The sequence below is a fragment of the Halogeometricum limi genome (genome assembly GCF_900115785.1).
Classification (GTDB): Archaea; Halobacteriota; Halobacteria; order Halobacteriales; family Haloferacaceae; genus Halogeometricum; species Halogeometricum limi.
Genome location: NZ_FOYS01000003.1, coordinates 230,978 through 248,333 on the forward strand (window position 1 = coordinate 230,978; position 17,356 = coordinate 248,333).

General features: G+C 67.0%; 19 protein-coding genes and 1 tRNA gene. 11 read left to right on the forward strand and 9 right to left on the reverse strand.

The features are described 5' to 3' along the window. Positions 1–42: 42 nt before the first annotated feature. Positions 43–219, reverse strand: a complete 177-nt coding sequence (locus BM282_RS18515) for a hypothetical protein (protein ID WP_175501477.1) — start codon at positions 217–219, stop codon at positions 43–45. 63 nt (positions 220–282) lie between these two features. After that, on the reverse strand, positions 283–1,017 hold the full coding sequence (locus BM282_RS09905) for a tetratricopeptide repeat protein (protein ID WP_175501479.1): 735 nt from the start codon (positions 1,015–1,017) through the stop codon (positions 283–285). Positions 1,018–1,143: 126 nt separating this feature from the next. On the opposite strand from BM282_RS09905, the gene BM282_RS09910 reads away from it, so the two are divergent. Next, positions 1,144–2,001 carry a hypothetical protein gene (locus tag BM282_RS09910; protein ID WP_089880131.1) on the forward strand — a complete coding sequence of 286 codons (858 nt, stop codon included), beginning with the start codon at positions 1,144–1,146 and terminating at the stop codon, positions 1,999–2,001. 224 nt (positions 2,002–2,225) lie between these two features. On the opposite strand, the gene BM282_RS09915 is transcribed toward BM282_RS09910, so the two are convergent. Beyond that, positions 2,226–2,310: transfer RNA gene (locus tag BM282_RS09915), tRNA-Leu, on the reverse strand. A gap of 186 nt (positions 2,311–2,496) precedes the next feature. Here BM282_RS09915 and BM282_RS09920 point away from each other — a divergent pair. Then, positions 2,497–4,158, forward strand: a complete 1,662-nt coding sequence (locus BM282_RS09920; RefSeq protein ID WP_089880134.1) for an ABC transporter substrate-binding protein — start codon at positions 2,497–2,499, stop codon at positions 4,156–4,158. 9 nt (positions 4,159–4,167) lie between these two features. Here BM282_RS09920 and BM282_RS09925 read toward each other — a convergent pair whose 3' ends face one another. Together BM282_RS09925 and BM282_RS09930 are read right to left on the reverse strand one after the other, a co-directional pair. Further along, a complete protein-coding gene (locus BM282_RS09925; RefSeq protein ID WP_089880136.1) occupies positions 4,168–4,521 on the reverse strand; it encodes a ferredoxin in 354 nt (117 codons plus the stop codon). Positions 4,522–4,623: 102 nt separating this feature from the next. Next, the gene (locus tag BM282_RS09930; protein WP_089880139.1) at positions 4,624–5,136 is read right to left on the reverse strand and encodes a peptidylprolyl isomerase; all 513 of its coding nucleotides are present in this window, start codon (positions 5,134–5,136) and stop codon (positions 4,624–4,626) included. Between the two features lie 89 nt (positions 5,137–5,225). Here BM282_RS09930 and BM282_RS09935 point away from each other — a divergent pair, with 89 nt between their 5' ends. The 3 genes from BM282_RS09935 to BM282_RS09945 all read left to right on the forward strand — a co-directional run bounded on the left by BM282_RS09935 (position 5,226) and on the right by BM282_RS09945 (position 7,557). After that, entirely contained in the window at positions 5,226–5,453 is a 228-nt protein-coding gene (locus BM282_RS09935; protein ID WP_089880142.1) for a DUF4177 domain-containing protein, read from the forward strand. After that, positions 5,446–6,513, forward strand: coding sequence for a hypothetical protein (locus tag BM282_RS09940; RefSeq protein ID WP_089880144.1), 1,068 nt, complete (start codon positions 5,446–5,448; stop codon positions 6,511–6,513). Before BM282_RS09935 ends, BM282_RS09940 begins: the two co-directional genes overlap by 8 nt. Before the next feature lie 84 nt (positions 6,514–6,597). Further along, on the forward strand, positions 6,598–7,557 hold the full coding sequence (locus BM282_RS09945) for a succinylglutamate desuccinylase/aspartoacylase family protein (protein WP_089880146.1): 960 nt from the start codon (positions 6,598–6,600) through the stop codon (positions 7,555–7,557). A gap of 41 nt (positions 7,558–7,598) precedes the next feature. Here the strand turns inward: BM282_RS09945 and BM282_RS09950 are convergent, their stop codons facing one another. Together BM282_RS09950 and BM282_RS09955 are read right to left on the reverse strand one after the other, a co-directional pair. Then, a complete protein-coding gene (locus BM282_RS09950; protein WP_089880149.1) occupies positions 7,599–8,870 on the reverse strand; it encodes an amidohydrolase in 1,272 nt (423 codons plus the stop codon). 63 nt (positions 8,871–8,933) lie between these two features. Next, positions 8,934–10,007: an anthranilate phosphoribosyltransferase gene (locus tag BM282_RS09955; protein ID WP_089880153.1), complete on the reverse strand. Its 1,074-nt coding sequence runs from the start codon at positions 10,005–10,007 to the stop codon at positions 8,934–8,936. Positions 10,008–10,123: 116 nt separating this feature from the next. On the opposite strand from BM282_RS09955, the gene ahbB reads away from it, so the two are divergent. The 5 genes from ahbB to BM282_RS09980 all read left to right on the forward strand — a co-directional run bounded on the left by ahbB (position 10,124) and on the right by BM282_RS09980 (position 13,419). Continuing rightward, positions 10,124–11,167, forward strand: coding sequence for a siroheme decarboxylase subunit beta (ahbB, locus tag BM282_RS09960; protein ID WP_089880156.1), 1,044 nt, complete (start codon positions 10,124–10,126; stop codon positions 11,165–11,167). Positions 11,168–11,443: 276 nt separating this feature from the next. Beyond that, a complete protein-coding gene (locus tag BM282_RS09965) occupies positions 11,444–11,779 on the forward strand; it encodes a hypothetical protein (RefSeq protein ID WP_089880158.1) in 336 nt (111 codons plus the stop codon). A gap of 147 nt (positions 11,780–11,926) precedes the next feature. Then, complete coding sequence (locus tag BM282_RS09970) at positions 11,927–12,625, forward strand: hypothetical protein (protein ID WP_089880161.1); 699 nt, start codon at positions 11,927–11,929, stop codon at positions 12,623–12,625. Between the two features lie 105 nt (positions 12,626–12,730). Continuing rightward, a complete protein-coding gene (locus BM282_RS09975; RefSeq protein WP_089880163.1) occupies positions 12,731–13,012 on the forward strand; it encodes an ArsR/SmtB family transcription factor in 282 nt (93 codons plus the stop codon). After that, positions 13,009–13,419, forward strand: coding sequence for a hypothetical protein (locus BM282_RS09980; protein WP_245758338.1), 411 nt, complete (start codon positions 13,009–13,011; stop codon positions 13,417–13,419). The genes BM282_RS09975 and BM282_RS09980 overlap by 4 nt, the downstream gene beginning before the upstream one ends. Positions 13,420–13,435: 16 nt before the next feature. Here BM282_RS09980 and BM282_RS09985 read toward each other — a convergent pair whose 3' ends face one another. Continuing rightward, entirely contained in the window at positions 13,436–14,215 is a 780-nt protein-coding gene (locus tag BM282_RS09985; protein ID WP_089880165.1) for a CehA/McbA family metallohydrolase, read from the reverse strand. A 218-nt stretch (positions 14,216–14,433) separates the two neighbouring features. Between BM282_RS09985 and BM282_RS09990 the strand changes: the two genes are divergently transcribed. Continuing rightward, positions 14,434–16,182, forward strand: a complete 1,749-nt coding sequence (locus BM282_RS09990; RefSeq protein WP_089880168.1) for a Rieske (2Fe-2S) protein — start codon at positions 14,434–14,436, stop codon at positions 16,180–16,182. Positions 16,183–16,201: 19 nt separating this feature from the next. Here the strand turns inward: BM282_RS09990 and BM282_RS09995 are convergent, their stop codons facing one another. Continuing rightward, positions 16,202–17,239, reverse strand: coding sequence for an NAD(P)/FAD-dependent oxidoreductase (locus BM282_RS09995; RefSeq protein ID WP_089880170.1), 1,038 nt, complete (start codon positions 17,237–17,239; stop codon positions 16,202–16,204). Positions 17,240–17,356 lie beyond the last annotated feature (117 nt).

Genomic DNA, 17,356 nt, shown 5'->3' on the forward strand with positions numbered 1-17,356 from the left:
GTGAGATAGCGGACGAGCGAGCGATGCGAGAAGCGGCTCCGCCTACTGATACTCACCGAGCGTCCCGCCGACGAGGACGCCGGCGGCGAGAAGTGAGCCGACGCTCCCGGCGAGGTAGAGCGGAACCGAAGAGAGGACGCCGAGAATCGCCGCGCAAGCGAGACTCACTCCCATCACGCCGAGGAGGTAGTCGAAGCGCGTCGGTTCGTTGGCGGGCATCACTGACATGGCTGTAATTAGATGTAATTAGGGCCAGGCACGAATAAGTTGTGGCGCACCGCATTACTCGCGGAGCGACCGCGTCGACTGCGTGTCGCGGGCCTCCGTGGCCCGTTCTTCGACGTCCGCCGCCCGTTCGTACTCGCCGAGTCCCTCCAGCGCTCGAATCCGTTCGTCGTGGAGCCACGCGGTCCGCAGTCCGAGCGAGACGGCCACGTCGAGACACCGAAGCGCCTCCTCGTGTTGACCGCGTTCGTTCAGGAAGTACCCCCTGTTGTACCACGCCTCCGGCAGTCGCGGGTCGCGTTCGACGGCGGCTTCGGCGTGTTCCAGTGGGTTGCTGCTGTCGCCGCCCTCCCAGAGCGCCGTCGCGAGGTTCGTCTCCGCCGCCGCCGAGACGCCGCCGTCGGCGTCGATGCGCAGTGCCTCTCGGTGGGCGCTGACGGCGTCGTCCCATTCGCCGAGTTCGCCGTGGGCGATTCCCTTGTTCACCCACGCCTCCTGCGCTATCGCGGAGTCTTCGGGCGCGTAGAACGCCGCCCGCGCGAACGAGTCGACGGCCTGTTCGTACTGCTCGATGGCGACGTACTCCAGTCCCACGTCTATCAGCGCCGGGACGTCGACGCCGTCGGGCCGAACCTGCGACTCGTCGACGACGTCCGCGAGCACGTAGTCGTCGACCGGGTCTACGTCGGCGACGGGGCCGTAGCGGCCGTCTCCGAGGTCGAACCCCTCGTACGGGTCGTCGAATCCCTGTCCTTCCGAGTATCGGTGGGGTCGGTCACGTCGCGTTACCATCAGTACGTGTTGGCCGGACAGAGAGATAACCGCGTCGGCGGTCGGAGCGGCGAGCATCCACTCGCCCGGTGTCGTCGGACCTCCGCGACGGAAAGCTTATGTCCGACCTGTCGTCTCTTCGACCGTATGTCCTCCAGACGGGACGTTCTCTCTTCGAGCGGTGCCGTACTCGCCCTTCTCGCTGGCTGTCTCGGTGGTCCACCGACCGACTTGGCGGCGTCGCAGACGGAGACGAGGACGCCCACGAACACCGAGGCGTCCGCGACTCCTACGACGACCGAAGTCGAAGCGGACGTTCGCCTCCGGGACGTCACGGTCACGCCGTCGCTCGCCGCGCCGAACTCGCCGGACTCCATCGGCACGTACGGCGACGCGGAGGAGCAGTACGTCGTGGTCGAAGTCGGGACCCGCGGACCGCTTCCGCTGAACGCCGCGGAGTTCGCGGTTGCCGTCGACGAAACGACGTTCGGTCCGCGGAGCGTCCGGGACCTGACGGGGTACGGCTGGCTGTGGGGCTTCGACGGCGCGTACGAACGTGGTTCGGGTGGAACGCTCGTGTTCCCGCTTCCGAAACCGCTGGACGCCGACACCACGACGCTCCGCTGGCCCGGAGACGAACACCGACTCTCGGACGACGCCGTCGTACGACTCTCCCGCCCGCCGACAGCGTTCTCGGTGACCGAGTTCTCCGCGCCCGAAACCGTCGTGAACGGTCAGCAGATGACGCTCACAGTGACGGTGGAGAACACCGGCGACGCGGACGGGACGTTCGTCGGTGCGCTCAACCGTACCGGACCGGAAGTCGCCTACGCGCCCGTCGAAGCCGTCTCGCTGGACGTGGCCGCCGGCGAGTCGACGACGTGGACGCACTCGTTCACGCCGTCGACGTCCGTCCCCGACGACGGACGGTCGTTCGACTTCGTGATGCACTGGCGCGACGGAGAGACGGTACGGACGCGAACAGAAGTGGTCGAATCGGAATGACGGTCACGTGAGCGCGCAGGATGGGATTCGAACTTCCGAAACTCGCTACGCTCGTTTCGACGTTCGAATCCACCCGTAGAACGCCGCTGCTCGCTTCGCTCGCGGACGACGAATGCGGGGGATGGGATTCGAACCACGGTCGCTCCGGTCACTTCGTTCCCTTCGCTCCCTGATTCGAACCCATCCGTAGAACGCCGCTGCTCGCTTCGCTCGCAGACGACGAATGCGGGGGATGGGATTCGAACCCATGAACTCCTACGAGAGCGGATCTTAAGTCCGCCGCCTTTGGCCTGGCTCAGCCACCCCCGCTCGTCTTCCGATTCTGCGTACCCACCAATGATGGTTTCGCTTCGTCGGCATCGACTCGCCGCGGTCTCGCGGTACGCTCGACGCGCGACAACCGTCTCTGAGTAGACAGTTTTTCGTCGTAGATGCCGGAGAATTCTGCATCCGGGCGTCAGACATTTTGACCTGCATCCGCTACACCGCTCAGAGATGACTGACGAAAACGACAGTCCGTCCAGACGACGGGTGTTGCAAGCCATCGGTGCCGCGGGTGTCACGGGCCTCGCTGGCTGTTCCGGTGGGGGCGGCGACGAGGGGACGGCGACCGGCACAGACGCCGGTGGCGCGACGGGAACGGCGACGGAGACGTCCGAGTCGACGGGGACGGCCGAGTCGAGCGGGGCGACGCTCAACTTCGCGCAGTCGAAGTCGGCGCTCGACTTCGACCCCCTGAAGGCAAACGACGTGCCGTCGCTGCAGGTGACCGAGCGAATCTTCGACTCGCTGTACACGTACGAGGAGGGGACGACGCTCACGCCGCAACTCGCCGCCGGAGAACCGGAGATAAACGGCGACGGGACGCAGTACACCGTCACGCTGAAAGACGACATCACGTTCCACAACGGCGAACCCATCACCGCCGAGGACGTGAAGTACTCGTACCTCGCCCCGGCGCGCGAGGAGACGGAGAACGGGTCGGAGTTCACGATGATAGACGAGATAACCGTCGTGGACGAGAAGACGGTGCAGTTCGACCTGAAGTACCCGTTCGGGCCGTTCAAGCACAAACTCGCGTGGGCGCCCGTCCCGAAGGCCGCCCGCGAGGAGGACCGCGAGGGCTTCAACTCCGACCCCGTCGGGAGCGGTCCATACGAACTCGAAGACTGGCAGGAGGGTAGTTACGTCCGGATGACGCGTCACGAGGACTACTGGGGCGAGAAGCCCGAGATTCAGACGCTGAACTTCACGCCGGTCTCCGAACCGACGACGCGCGTGACGACGCTCCGAAACGGCGAGAACCACATCGTTCAGACCGTGCCGCCGAAGCTCTACTCCACCGTCGAGGGTATCTCGGAGGCGAGCGTGCAGGAACGCGGCGGCCTCGGCTACTACTACCTCGCGTTCAACTGCAACGAGGGACCGACGGCGGACAAGAAGGTCCGCGAGGCCATCGACTACGCCGTCTCGATGGACCAGGCGGTGCAGAACTACGTCGAACCCGCGGGGACGCGCATGACGAGTCCGCTGCCGCAGTCCATCATCGAGTCGTGGGGCTTCCCCGGCGAGGAGTGGGCGGACATCGCCCACGACAAGGACCTGACGAAGGCCGAGCAGTTGCTGGAGGAGGCCGGCGTCGACAAAGACTACGACTGGACCATCATCGTCCCGCCGGACGACAAGCGCGAACAGATTGGAATCACCGTCTCGAACGCCCTGCAGGAACTCGGGTTCTCGAACGCGTCCGTCCAGCGACTCGACTGGGGCGCGTTCCTCGACAAGTACGCCACCGGCGACGAGGACGACTACAACATGTACACCCTCGGCTGGGTGGACGAAGTCGACCCGGACGGCTTCCTCTACTTCCTGTTCCACGAGTCCGAAGAGGGCTCGACGAACGGCTGTTACTACGAGAACGACGAGGTCATGCGCCAACTCGACGAGGCGCGGAAGTCGCCGGACCGAGAGACGCGCAAGGAACTGTACACGAAGGCTGTCACCTCCATCTTGGAGGACCGCGCGCACCTGCCGGCGTACAACCTCAAGAACAGCTTCGGCGTCCGAAGCGAGGTGAAGGGCTTCCGGCCCCACACCATCTCGGGCATCAACCCGCGGATGACCGGTCCGCTCGGGTCGGTGACGCTGGACGACTGAGGACCGAGACTACCAGTCGACGCTGAGCGTTCCGTCCCCGTGCGGGTCGGGCGCTATCTCTTCGTCTTTTCTGCGGTCGATGACGTGGATGACGCCGCGGTCTTTCTTCGCCGGACACACCTCGGCCGCGCGGACGTTCTCCTCCAGTTCGTCCTCGCCGAAGAAGTACGACTTCGGTTTGGCCAGTCCGGAGGCCATGTCCATCTCCCAGTTGTCCGCGACTTCGGCGCACCGACCCGCGCCGAAGCACTTGTTCGCCTCGAAGATTATCTTGTAGGGTTTCTCGTCTATCGGCGGCGCGTTCGCCTCGTCACCCACCTCGCTCGGGCGGAGTGGACCGTCCGAGCCTTCGGTGTCGCTCATCGAAGGGAGGTAGCGACGCGGCGGACTTTGCGCTGTCGGTCGGGCGTCGAAAGAACGCGTGCGGTCTGCGTGCCGGTTCCGGAATCGCGTCGCCGTCGGCGACTACCGGTCGACGTCGATGGACTCGATTTCGACGTCCTTCATCGGCTTGTCGTTGCGGTCCGTCGGGAGGTTGCCGATCTCTTCGACGACGTCCATCCCGTCGACGACTTCGCCGAAGACGGCGTGGCGGCCGTCGAGGTGGGGTTGCGCGTCGAGCGTGATGAAGAACTGCGAGCCGTTCGTGTCGGGGCCGCGGTTCGCCATCGACAGTTTGCCCGCGCTGTCGTGGCGGAGTTCGTCGTGGAACTCGTCGTCGAAGGTGTAGCCGGGACCGCCGCGACCGGTTCCCTCGGGGTCGCCGCCCTGAATCATGAAGCCGTCGATGATGCGGTGGAAGATGGTTCCCTCGTACAGCGAGTCGGTGCGTTCGTCGCCCGTGTCGGGGTCCTTCCACGCCTTCTCGCCCGTCGCGAGACCGACGAAGTTCTCGACCGTTCGCGGCGCGCGGTCCTCGAACAGTTCGACGGTGATGTCGCCTCGGCTTGTGTGGAGCGTGGCAGTCGGGTTGCTCATACCTGCCCCGAAGCGGTGCGGAGTGAAAACGTTGGTGAGTCTCGTCGCCGGCCAGTACGTCCATATTCCCGCACGTCGCAGTCACGGGCATGACGCAGGAGACGACGTGGGAGTACCACACGCTTCGGCCGCCGAGAGGGTCGGCGAGAGCGGAGGCGGAGGACCCGATAGACGAGTTGAACGAACTCGGCGACGAGGGGTGGGAACTCGTCTGCGCCGTCGACTACACCGGGGGCGGGACGAAGTACCTCGTCTTCAAACGGCCGAAGGCGGACGCCGAGTCGGAATCGGGACCGGGCCGGGAGACGCATGCCTGACGACGAGAGCGACGTCGTCGAGCAGACGTACGACCCCGCCGAGGACGACGACGCGACGGTCGGCTCTGCGAACACGATGCGCGAACGCGCCGGCGAGTCCCGGCTGAAACTGTGGATTCTCCTCGAATCGAACCGCCTCGTCGCCACCGGCGTCCTCGCGGGGGCGGTGTTCGTCGTGCTCCTTCTCGTCGGCGTCGTCCTCGAACCGCCGTTCGCCACCAGCGTCGCCAGTGGGGACGTGCTGGACTCCATCTTCACGACGATGGCGAGCGGAACCATCACCGGCGTCACCCTCGTCGTCACCATCACGCAGGTGGTCATCTCCCAAGAACTCGGCCCGTTCGACGACCAGCGCGTACGGATGAGCGGGACGATGGACACCCGCGAGTACGTCCGGGAACTCACCGGCCTCGACGCCGCCCCGGCGGACCCGTCGGCGCTCATGTCCTCGCTCGTCGCCGCCGCGGCCATCGAAGCCGGCAACGTGAACGAGGCGACGTCGAAGATAGACGACGAAGACGCGACCGAGGAACTCGCCGAGTTCACGGACAGTCTGCGGCAGAACGCGGACGTCGTCCTCGACAGACTCGACGGGGCGCAGTTCGGGACGTTCGGTCTCCTCTCTTCGGCACTCGACTTCAACTACGGCCGGAAGGTGTTCGAGGTGGACCGACTCCTCGCCCGACACAACGACGCCATCGGCGACGAGACGCGCGAGGCACTCGGTGACCTCCGCGACGCGCTCGTGATGTTCGGCCCCGCCCGCGAACACATCAAGACGCTGTACTTCCAGTGGGCGCTGACGAGTCTGTCGCAGTCCGTCGCGTACGCCGCCGTCCCCGCGCTCCTCGTCTCGCTATCGATGGTCGCGTTCGTGGACGCCGCGACGTTCCCGGGGGCGTTCGTGGGTATCGACAGCATCCTCTGGGTGACATCGTTGGCGCTCGCTCTCTCGCTGCTTCCCTTCCTCCTCTTGCTGTCGTACGTCCTGCGCATCGCCACCGTCTCGAAGCGGACGCTCGCCATCGGGCCGTTCGTCCTCCGAGACAGCCAGCGCTGACCGGAGCCGTCTTCGCCGAACCGCCTCTCCGTCTCGCTCGCCGCCGACCGTAGCTACAAAACCCCCTCGCGACGAACCCCGGGTATGCACACCGCCGAGACGCTCACGCTCGCGACGCTCCCCTCGGGCGTCGAGTTGGAGACGACGGTTCACACCTACGGCGACGGCGACGGCCCCACCGTCTACGTCCAAGCCGCCCAGCACGGCAGAGAGATAAACGGGACCGAGACGCTCCGCCGCGTCCACGAACGTCTCGACGCCGACGAGGTGACCGGGACAGTCGTCGCCGTCCCCGTCGCCGACCCCCTGACGTTCGACCACGTCTCCTACACCACCCCGGAGTCGCTCGACTCGGTGAACTCCAACATGAACCGCGTCTGGCCGGGCGACGCGGAGGGGACGCTCCACGAGCGAATGGCCGCCGCCCTCTGGGAGTACGCGGGCGACGCGGACTACATCGTCGACTTACACACGGGGAGTCCGGAGATGCTGACGCACACCGTCTACCTCGACGGCGACGACGACTGCCGCCGACTGGCCGAGGCGTTCGGCACGGAACTCCTCCTCGCGGAGGCGGCGGGCGACGACGCCGACGTGGAGTGGTCCGAACGGAACTTCGGCGGGAAACTCCGAGTGGCGGCGACGCGGGCGGGCATCCCCTCCATCACGCCGGAACTCGCGTACAACAAGCAGCTGGTCGAACCCGCCATCGAGACGGGCGTCCGCGGCGTCTTCAACGTCCTGCGCGAACTCGACGTGCTCCCCGGTAATCCCGAGGTACCGGCCGAACAGACGACGGCGCGGAACCACCTCGGTCGCGTCAAAGCCGCCGAATCCGGGCTGTTCCATCCGGCTCCGGAGACGGAACTCGGCGCGAGCGTGGAGGAGGGCGACCACCTCGGGCGCGTCTATCACCCGACGACGTACGAGGTGCTTCAAGAGGCGACGGCCGACCGCTCCGGCGTCGTCTACTCCGTCTGCCGCGAGGCGACGGCGACGGCGGGGCAGACGCTCGTCGGCGTCGCGATGCCGGTAGAAGAGTAGTCCGTCACGGACGCGGACCCGACGTCGGACGTTTCGGCCGGCTACGTCCCGGCGGCCAACCGCCGAACCGTCTCGGTGACGACGCCGACGCCGATGTCGAGTGCGTCTTCGTCGATGTCGAAGTACGCCGTGTGGTGACCGGCGGGGTTGCTCGCGCCGATGCCGACGTAGGAGGCGACGCCGCCGTTCTCTTGAACGCGGCGGACGAGAAAGGAGGCGTCTTCGCTCCCGCCGAACGGACTCCGGCCGCAGACGTGGTCGACGCCGTCGACAGTCTCCGCGGCGCGCATCACCGTCTGCACGACGGACTCGTCGTTCTCGAACGTCGTCGTCATCCCGTACAGACTCGTCTCGTAGCCGACGTCGTGCATCTCGGCGGCGCTCTCGACGACGCGTTCTGCTCTGTCCATCATGTAGTCGTTCAGGTCCGCGTCCTCGCCGCGTACCTCCACGCGCATCCGCGCCTCCTCGCAGATGACGTTCTGCGCGTTGTCCGCGTGGACCTGTCCGACGTTGATTCTGGTCTTCCCCTCGGAGTGTCGAGGGATGGCGTAGAGGTTCTGCAGCGCCGTTCCGAGCGCTTGCAGGGCGTTTCTGCCCTCGTTCGGCGCGCCGCCCGCGTGGGCGGGTTCGCCCTCGAACGTCACGTCCACCTTCGCGTTCGAGAGCGGACGGTCGTAGCCGCCGACGACGGTGCCGGTCTCCTCGCCGAGGCCGAGGTGGAGGGCGACGAGAGCGTCCACGTCGTCCAAGTGTTCGGTCTCGCTCATCGGTTTCCCGCCGCGGCCGCCCTCCTCTGCGGGTTGGAAGAACAGCTTCAGCGTGCCGTCGAACCCCTCCTCGTCGAACGCGCGGGCGACGCCGATGCCGATGGCGGTGTGGCCGTCGTGGCCGCAGGCGTGCATCTCCGAGGGGTGGGTGCTGGCGAACCCCTCGCGGGCGGGGCGGTGGTCGTCGTCGGACGCCTCCGGGCGGGCGAGGGCGTCCACGTCGACGCGAACGCCGACGGTCGGCCCGTCGCCGTAGCGCTTCTTCGCGACGAGACCCGTCACGTCGCCCATCCAGTCGAGGTACTCTTCGGGCGCGCCCTCCCGGCGGGCGCGTTCGCGGGCGGCGGCTATCTCGTCGTCGGACGGGACGCCGAGTCGTTCCTCGACGTTCACCGCCTCGGCTCCGAGCCAGAGTTCGAAGCCGCGTTCGTCCAGTTCTTCGGCGACGAGCGCCGTGGTTCGGAACTCCTTCCACCCTTCCTCGGGATGTCGGTGGAGGTCACGACGGATCTCCGTGAGCGTGTGGTCTGTGAACGTGGTCATACCGAACGCTCGCCGTCGACGTAAAAAAGCACGAGGGAAGCGGACAGCGAGTCTCCGTCTCGGTCAGAACGCGCGCAGGTTGTCGAGGACCGCTTCGGCCGCACCGGAGTCGATGCTCTCTCTCGCCATCTCCAGTCCCTCGTCTAAGTCGTCGGCGTCCTCGCGGGCGTAGATGCGGAACGCGGCGTTGAGGGCGACGGCGTCGGCGAAGTGGTCGGTTCTGTCGCCGGTGACGACGGCTTCGGTGATGGCGGCGGAGTCGCCCGCCACGTCGTCGGGGTTCACCTCCAAGTCCTCGTTCGCGAAGTCCATCCCGTACTCGGCCGTCTCTATCTCGAAGTCGGTGAACTCGCCGTCGGTGGACTCGCCGACCTTCGTGTAACCGGGGCGGATGTCGTCGTAGCCCTCCATCCCCTGGAACATGACGACGCGACGCGGACCGAGCGTCTCGGACTGCTCGAACGTGTCGACGATTTTCTTCGCGAACGCGAGGTGGTAGAAGCTCCCGAGGTGGACGTCGGCGTTCGCGGGGTTCGCGATGGTCTCGATGGTGTTGACGAACGTGCGAACGCCCATCGCGTCGCGACGCTCGAACAGGGCGTGGATGGCCGGGTTGAACTCGGGTTGGTAGTAGAAGCCGAACCCCGTGTCGTCGACCTGGTCGGCGCTCTCCTGCGGCGAGAGTTCGGTGCGGACGCCGAGTTCGTCCAAGACGTGCTTGTACGCGTCCTGTTTCTGCGTCGGGACTCTGTCGCCCGAGTGGACGACGACGGGCGTGCCCGCACCGGCGGCGACGATGCCCGCGGCGGCGCCCAGGATGGCCGTCTTCCCCTTCCCGTCGTAGTTCGCCCCGCAGTCGACGGGGTCGGCGTCGGGTTCGGCGTACTCGACGTGTTCCGTCATCACGTCGGCGTAGGCGGCCAGTTCTTCGGCGACGTTGTGCTTCCAGCGGTTCGCCAGCCAGAACGCGCCCAGCGTCGTGTGGTCCGGTTCTCCGGCGAGGATGCGCCGCATCGCCTCGGTCGCCTGTTCGCGGGTCATGTCCTCTGCGGACTTCGTCCCCGTCCCCACCACTTCGGTCATGAGTCGCTTCAGCGGCCAGTCCCCGAACTCGGTGGTCTCCGGCGCTTGTGACATGGTTCGGCGTTGGGCGCGGCGCGGCAAAAGTGGTGCGTTGTCGGCGCACCGTTCCCCTCGCGGCGCGCCCGGCCGGACCCGAAATAGGTACCTTCGCTCGGTCCTGAGATGAGTCAATGAGTTCCCTCGCCGACGACTGGCGTGCCGACTTGGACGAGGTGGACGCGACGCTCATCGACGAGTACCAGAGCGGTTTCCCCGTCGTCGAACGTCCGTTCGGCGCCCTCGCAGACGAACTCGGCGTCTCCGAAGACGAAGCGCTGGACCGCGTCCGCAGACTTCGAGAACGCGGCGTCTTCCGCCGCTTCGGCGCGGTGTTGAACCCGCCGGTCATCGGCAGTTCGACGCTCGCGGCCGTCTCAGCGCCCGAGGAACGCTTCGAGGAGGTCGCCGAGGTGATAAACGGCTACCGACAGGTGAACCACAACTACCGCCGCGACCACGAGTGGAACATGTGGTTCGTCGTCACCGCCGGGTCCAGAGGGAAGCGCGACGAGATTCTGGCCGACATCGAGGACAGGACCGGCCTCTCGGTGCTGAACCTCCCGATGCTGACGGACTACTACATCGACCTGGAGTTTCCCGTGATGAACGACGACCGGTTCGCCCGCGAGAGTCTCGCCGCGACGGAGGTGAACGCGACGCGCATCTCCGAGGAGGCCACCGGAAACCTCTCTGCGCTCGACGCCGCCCTTCTCGTGGAGATTCAGGACGGCTTCCCGCTCTCGGCGACGCCGTACCGCGACGTCGCCGACGCCGTCGGCGCGGACGTAGACGACGTACTCTCGGCCATCGAACGACTCCGCGACGACGGTTGTATCAAGCGAATCGGTTGCGTCGTCAACCACGTCGTCACCGGCTTCGACGCCAACTGCATGGTCGTCTGGGACGTGCCCGACGACGAACTCGACGCGCGCGGCGAAGCGGTGGGGCGACTCCCGTACGTCACGCTCTGCTATCACCGTCCGCGCCGCCCGGAACAGGACTGGCCGTACAACCTGTTTACGATGATTCACGGCCGCGAGGCCGGCGCCGTCGACGAGAAGATAGACGAACTCGCCGCCGAACACCTCCCGTTCGACCACGAACGCCTGTACTCCACGGAGACGCTGAAACAGACGGGCGCGCAGTACGAGGAGTTAGTGAGTTCGGAGGAGTAGTCCGCGACCGAAGGGAGCGGCGTTTTTGGTCCACCGATGGACGTTTCACGCCCATCGAGCCTCACTTCACCTTGTTCAGCGAGACAGATTTTTGCGCCGAGTGGGCCGCTCTGCGGCCCCGAGGTGGAAAAAGGTGGTCGCAGGAGTTAGTGAGTTCGGAGGAGTAGTCCGCGACCGAAGGGAGCGGCGGTTTTCGAGTCACCTTTCACTCGGTCCGTCGTCACTCCGATAGATGCGCTCCGAAACGGACGACTTCGACACGATGGACGCCGACCGATGAACCGAGACGACGTCGACACGCAGTGGCTTCTCACGGGCGTCGTCGCCCTCGTCGGGTTCGCCCTCCTCGACAGACCGGCGACGCTCACCGAGTACGCTATCGCCGGAACCGTCCTCGCCGTCGTCTTCGCCGGGGCCGTCTACGCCGTCCGCGCGAACCGCCGGTTCCGCCTCGTCGCTCTCGTCACCTGCTTCGGTATCGCCACCGTCACCGGGTTCAGGGCGTTGGACGAACCGAACGTCGTCGTCGCGTGGGGGGTCGGCGGGATGTTCTCCGCACTCGTCGTCGTGGAGTTCGTCGGCGAGGCGTACCGTCACCGCAGCGACGACTGACCGCGGTTCGCCCGGACGAAACCTCCGTTTCGACTGGAATTTGTGCCTAACTCGTGCGTCTCTCGTGTCCGTTTCTCGCCCGTCTCGTGCCCGAGTTCGGCAAATCTCCTTTAGGCCCCTCGGCTTCGGACTCGTCGGGTACCACCCATGCGAAGCAAGACACTCCTCGGTGCGGTGCTCGCAGTCCTCGTGGTCTCCGGCGGCGTCGCCGGACTGGCCGCGGCGCAGGACGCGACGGCCACCGACACCGAGACGCAGACGGACGCGGCACAGACGACAGACCAGCAGACCGAGACGGACACCGACACCGACACCGACACCGACGCCGACGTGGCGACGGACCGACGGCAGACCGACCGGGAGTCCGACGTGAATCTCTCGGCGTACCTCGCCGAGTTGAGCCTCACCGACGACCAGCGTGCGGCCGTCGAGAACGAAGTCGAAGGGATGCGCGCCGACGGCGCGTCCGCCCACGCGATTCGCCTCGTCGTCCACGGCCGTCTGCACCAGTACGGCGTGACCGACGCGGAACTGCGCGAGGTTCGATTCGACGCGCGGGTCGACGCGAAACTCGACCGCCTGCAGGCGCACTACGACCTGAGGGACGATGAGGTCGAGACGGTCCGCGACGCCGTCGAACGCGCCCGCGCCGACGGAGCGAACCCCGGTGAACTCCGCGAAGTCGTCCTCGACACCCTCGAAACACTCGGCTACGACGTGACGGACCTGCGCGAACGCTGGAACGAGCAGTCGGCGGCGAACTGGCACCGCTGTCACGACCACCGGTACGGACACGACCACAGACACGGTCACGACCATAGACACGGTCACGACCACCGGCACTGAGGCGTCACGCGACACCTCGTCTTCCATCTCCCCCTACACCTGCTGACGCACCGGCTACACCCCGGTCCGCGTCGTTTTTGTACCCGTCCCGTGAGGTGAGGGTAGATGCGTCGGGTGCTCTGGTGGCTCGTCGGCGGTGCACGCGGCGGGAAGAACCGCCTGCGCGTCGTCAGAACGCTCTCGGAGACGCCGATGAACGCGAACCAACTCGCCGAAGCACTCGACCTGAACTACAAGACGGTGAGACACCACCTCGAACTCCTCGAAGAAAACGGAGTACTGACCACGATGGGTGACGGCTACGGGAAGACGTACTTCCTCTCGGACCGGATGGAACAGAACATGGACCTCCTCGACCGGATTGCGACGGAGGCCGACCTCGAATGAGTCACGCGGACCCCGACCCGACGACGCGAACGCTGTTCGTCACGCTCCTCGGCGTCCTCGTCGCCCTCGTCGCGACGGTGTTCACGCCCGTCCTCGCGGGGCGACCGGTGGACCTCAGACTCCCGATGTTGCTCCGAGTGAAACTGTTCGTGTCGACGTTCAACGTCGCGCTCTTGGTGGCACTCGCGTACAACTACGTCCGCGTCTACCGCGACCTGCCGAACCCCTTCACGATGAGTCTCGTCGTGTTCACGCTCGCATTGCTGTTGTACGCGCTCACGTCGAACCCCCTCGCGGCCGTGCTGTTCGGCTTCCGACCGACGGTGAGCATCGGGCCGTTCACGTTCCTTCCCGACCTGTTCGCGGCCGTCGCGGTGGTCGTGCTTCTCTATCAGAGCTATCGGTGAGAGGAGAGTCCGACCGCTACCGCGAGAACGGGAACGCGCGGTAGAGCGTTCGCGCGGCCTGCGCGACGCCCGTCTTCGCGAGCGAACCGCTCTTGACCGCGCCGCGCTTGGCGAAGTACCCGCTCTTTCTGACACCCGCACCGGCGTAGTGGCGCGCGCTCGTCGGGATGGGCGTCCGCCGCCCTTCGACGCGCGTAGAACCGCCGCGGATAGCGTCCAAGATGACGTCCTGGGAGAGGCCCGCGCGGGTCACGTCGGGGATGTCTATCTCGGTGTACGCGCGGCCGACGTACCCGACTTTGTGGGCGTCGCTCCCGGCGACGCCGGGGTAGCCGCCGCCGTCGGCGAAGCGGCGCGCGCGGCGGTTCTTCCACCCGGTGAACAGCCACGAGTTGTACACCTCGATGGCGTCCGGTTCGACGCCGCGGAGGCGTTTCTTCCGGACGCCGTGGCGACTCCGCTGGAACGGGTGCGGGACGATGGCGACGCCGCCTCGGTCGCGGACCCACTCCACCGTCTCCTTCATCGGGGCGCGGCGCGGCGGCATCTCCTCTATGCCGAGACAGAGGAGATGTCCGTCCGCCGTCGAGACTTCCACGCCGGGGATGCCGACGAGGCCGTACATCGGGGCCAGCTCCGCCGCGCGAATCGACTCGTGGATGACGTCGTGGTCGGTCACGACGACGGCGTCGAGGCCGATTTCGGCGGCCTGTTCCAAGATGAGCTCCACGGGGTCGTGCGCGTCGTACGACGCTTCCGAGTGAACGTGGGGGTCGATGCGGACGGTGAGGGACACACCCCCCTCTTCGTGTTCTCTGGCAAAAAACCGTCGGAGCGTATGACAACACGGGGCACGCGCGAACGCTCGACGTCGCAGCGCCTCTCTCGAACACTCTCAGGTGCTCTCGACGGCTTTCACGCCGAGCTGACAGTACCGTTTCGGATAACTAACAGTGAATTTACAACAATCCGCTTCAGCGAACGTTTACCCGCCCCGGTACGCTATCACTTCCCATGAGTTCGACAGACCGCTTCCGCGAAGTCGTCTCGCTCTCCGACCTCCGGCGCGAGGGTCGCCTCCAGCGAACCGTCGACGGCCGCGCACTCGCGCTCTTCCACCACGAAGACGAGATTCGCGTGGTGGACAACCGCTGTCCGCACATGGGATTTCCGCTCTCGAAGGGGAGCGTCGAAGACGGCGTGTTGACCTGCCACTGGCACCACGCCCGCTTCGAACTCTCCTGCGGCGACACGTTCGACCCCTGGGCCGACGACGTGCAGACGTTTCCCGTCGAGGTTCGCGACGGCACCGTCTTCGTCGACCCGCACCCCGACCCGGACGACCCGCCGGCGGTCCACTGGGCGAGTCGGTTGGAGGACGGCCTCGAACAGAACCTCAGACTCGTCGTCGCGAAGTCCGCCGTCGGCCTCGTCGACGCCGACGTCCCCGCCGAAGCGATTCTCGAACGGGGGGTCCTGTTCGGGTCGCGCTACCGCGAGTCCGGGTGGGGGCCGGGACTCACCATCCTCGCGGCGATGGCGAACGTCCTCTCCGATTTGGGGGCGGACGACCGCAAGCGCGCGCTGTATCAGGGTCTCGTCCACGTCGCCGGCGACTGCGCCGACGAACCCCCGCGGTTCGACCAGGACCCGTTCGACACGGACGACGTGTCGCTCGACCGACTGGAGACGTGGTTCCGCGAGAACGTCGAGGTTCGCGACGCCGACGGCGCGGAGCGAGTCCTGCGGACGGCGATAGCGAACGGCGCGGACGACGCGCAGGTGGCGACGATGCTGGCCGCGGCGGCGACGGACCACCGCTACCTGAACACGGGGCACACGCTCGACTTCATCAACAAGGCCTGCGAGGCACTCGACCACGTCGGCTGGGACCACGCCGACGCCGTCCTCCCGAGTCTCGTCCGCGACCTGGCGACGGCCGACCGGGCCGAAGAACGCTCCTCGTGGCGTCAGCCTATCGACCTCGCGGCGATGCTCGACGCGACGTTCTCGGACCTCGACTCGCTGGTCGCCGAGGGGTCGGAACTCCACTGGTCGGTCCCCGAGGACTTCACGCAGACGCTGCTCGCAGAGGACCCCGAAGTGGTCGTCTCGGCGCTCGAAGACGCGGTTCGTGCGGGGGCGACCGTCGAGGAACTCGCCCGCGAAGTCGCGTTCGCCGCGGCCACGCGCGTCGCGCAGTTCGCCACCGTCAACGAGTTCTCCGACTGGAACACCGTCCACCACACGTTCACCTACGCGAACGCCGTCCACCAGTTGGCCCGTCGAACCGAGTCGCGGGAACTCTACCGCGGCGTGTTCGACGCCGCTATCAACGTCTACCTCGACCGCTTCCTGAACACGCCGCCCGCGCCGATTCCCGACGCCGCGCCCGACGCCGACGCCGACCCGCAGTCGCATCTCGACGCGTTGGTCGAGTCGTTCGACGTGGAGGGTTCGGTGGACGAGGCGGGGAGGCGGGCGGCGCACTACCTCGACTGCGGCGGCGACGTGGCGCGCCTCCGCGAACGACTCGGCGAGGCGCTCCTCCGCGAGGACGCCGGATTCCACACGTACCAAGCGCTCGAAGCGGGGTTCACGCAGGCGTCGCTTCGCGAGGACCCCGACGAGGTCAGGACGCTCCTCGTCGCCGTCGCGCGCTACCTCGGCGCGCACTTCCCGACGCGCCGCGAACGCGAGCAGACGTTCACCATCGCGTCGCGTCTCCACCGCGGCGAGAAGATACACGAGGCGGCCGAGTAGTGCCGGTCGGTCCGGTTCGTCACTCGCCGTCGACCATCCGCGCGGCGGTGTCGTGACCGTTCCAGAGGGCGCGGTGCACCCGCCCCTCGCCGACGACCCAGTCGCCCGCGAAGAACAGTCCGGCGTCTTCCGCGACGCGAACCGACTCGGCGTCGACGCCGCCGTTCGGGAGAGCGTAGCGCCAGCCCTGGTCGTCCACCCAGTCGGGGTCCGCGTACCGGTCGTCCGAGAGGAGGTCGGAGACGAGCGACGCCGCCTCCGCGGACGCCTCGTCCAACGGGTCGTCGTAGTGCTTCGCGGACCAGTCGGGAGCCATCTGCACGACGAGCAGACTCTCGCCGTCGGGGACGTGGCCGTCCTTGCACTCCTCTCTGGAGACCCACCCGACGTCGTGGCCATCGTCGACGTTGACGAGGGCGTACCACGGGTGGTCCTCGCGGAACGGGTAGTGAAGCAGGATGCTCCGAATCGTCCGGTACTCAACGTCGGCGACGGCGTCTGTCACCGCCGCGAGTCGGTCGTCGCCCCACGCCGTCGACCGCAGGAGGTCGGCCGTCTGCGGCGCCGGCGGGGTCACGAGTAGTCGGTCGAAGGGGCCGTGCGTCGCCCCCTCGGTGTCGGTGAGCGTCCACGTCCCGGCGCCGTCGCCGCGTTCGACCGACTCGACTCTGGTGTCGCGGCGGACGTCGGCGTCGGTCCGCGCGAGGAGACGCTTCGCCAACTGCGTCAACCCCTCCGTCCACGTCCACTTGTGGTCGTCTCTGTCGTCTCCTTCCTCGATGTCGCCGTCGCCGTCGAACACCCACACGGGCGCTTCGACGTCGACGAGTCCGTCCTCGCCGAGGTCACGGAGGAGGCTCTCCGTCCGGTCGTCGGGGTCCTTGACGTAGTTCGCGCCGTGGTCGTAAGTGCAGTCGCGTCGCCGTCGCGTCGCGGCGCGACCGCAGACGCCGCGACTCTTCTCGACGATTGTCACCGCGGCGTCGACGTCGCGGAGGGCGTACGCCGCGCCGACGCCCGCCGCGCCCGCGCCGACGATACCGACGCGCAGCGTCATCTGACCGTCCCGCCGTCGTCCGCGTTCGTCCGTTCGTCCATAGCCGCGATTGGGACGCTCGCCGCTTTACCGTTCGGGCGACGGCGATTCGAGAGGCGGGTGAGACGAGGGTTCGCG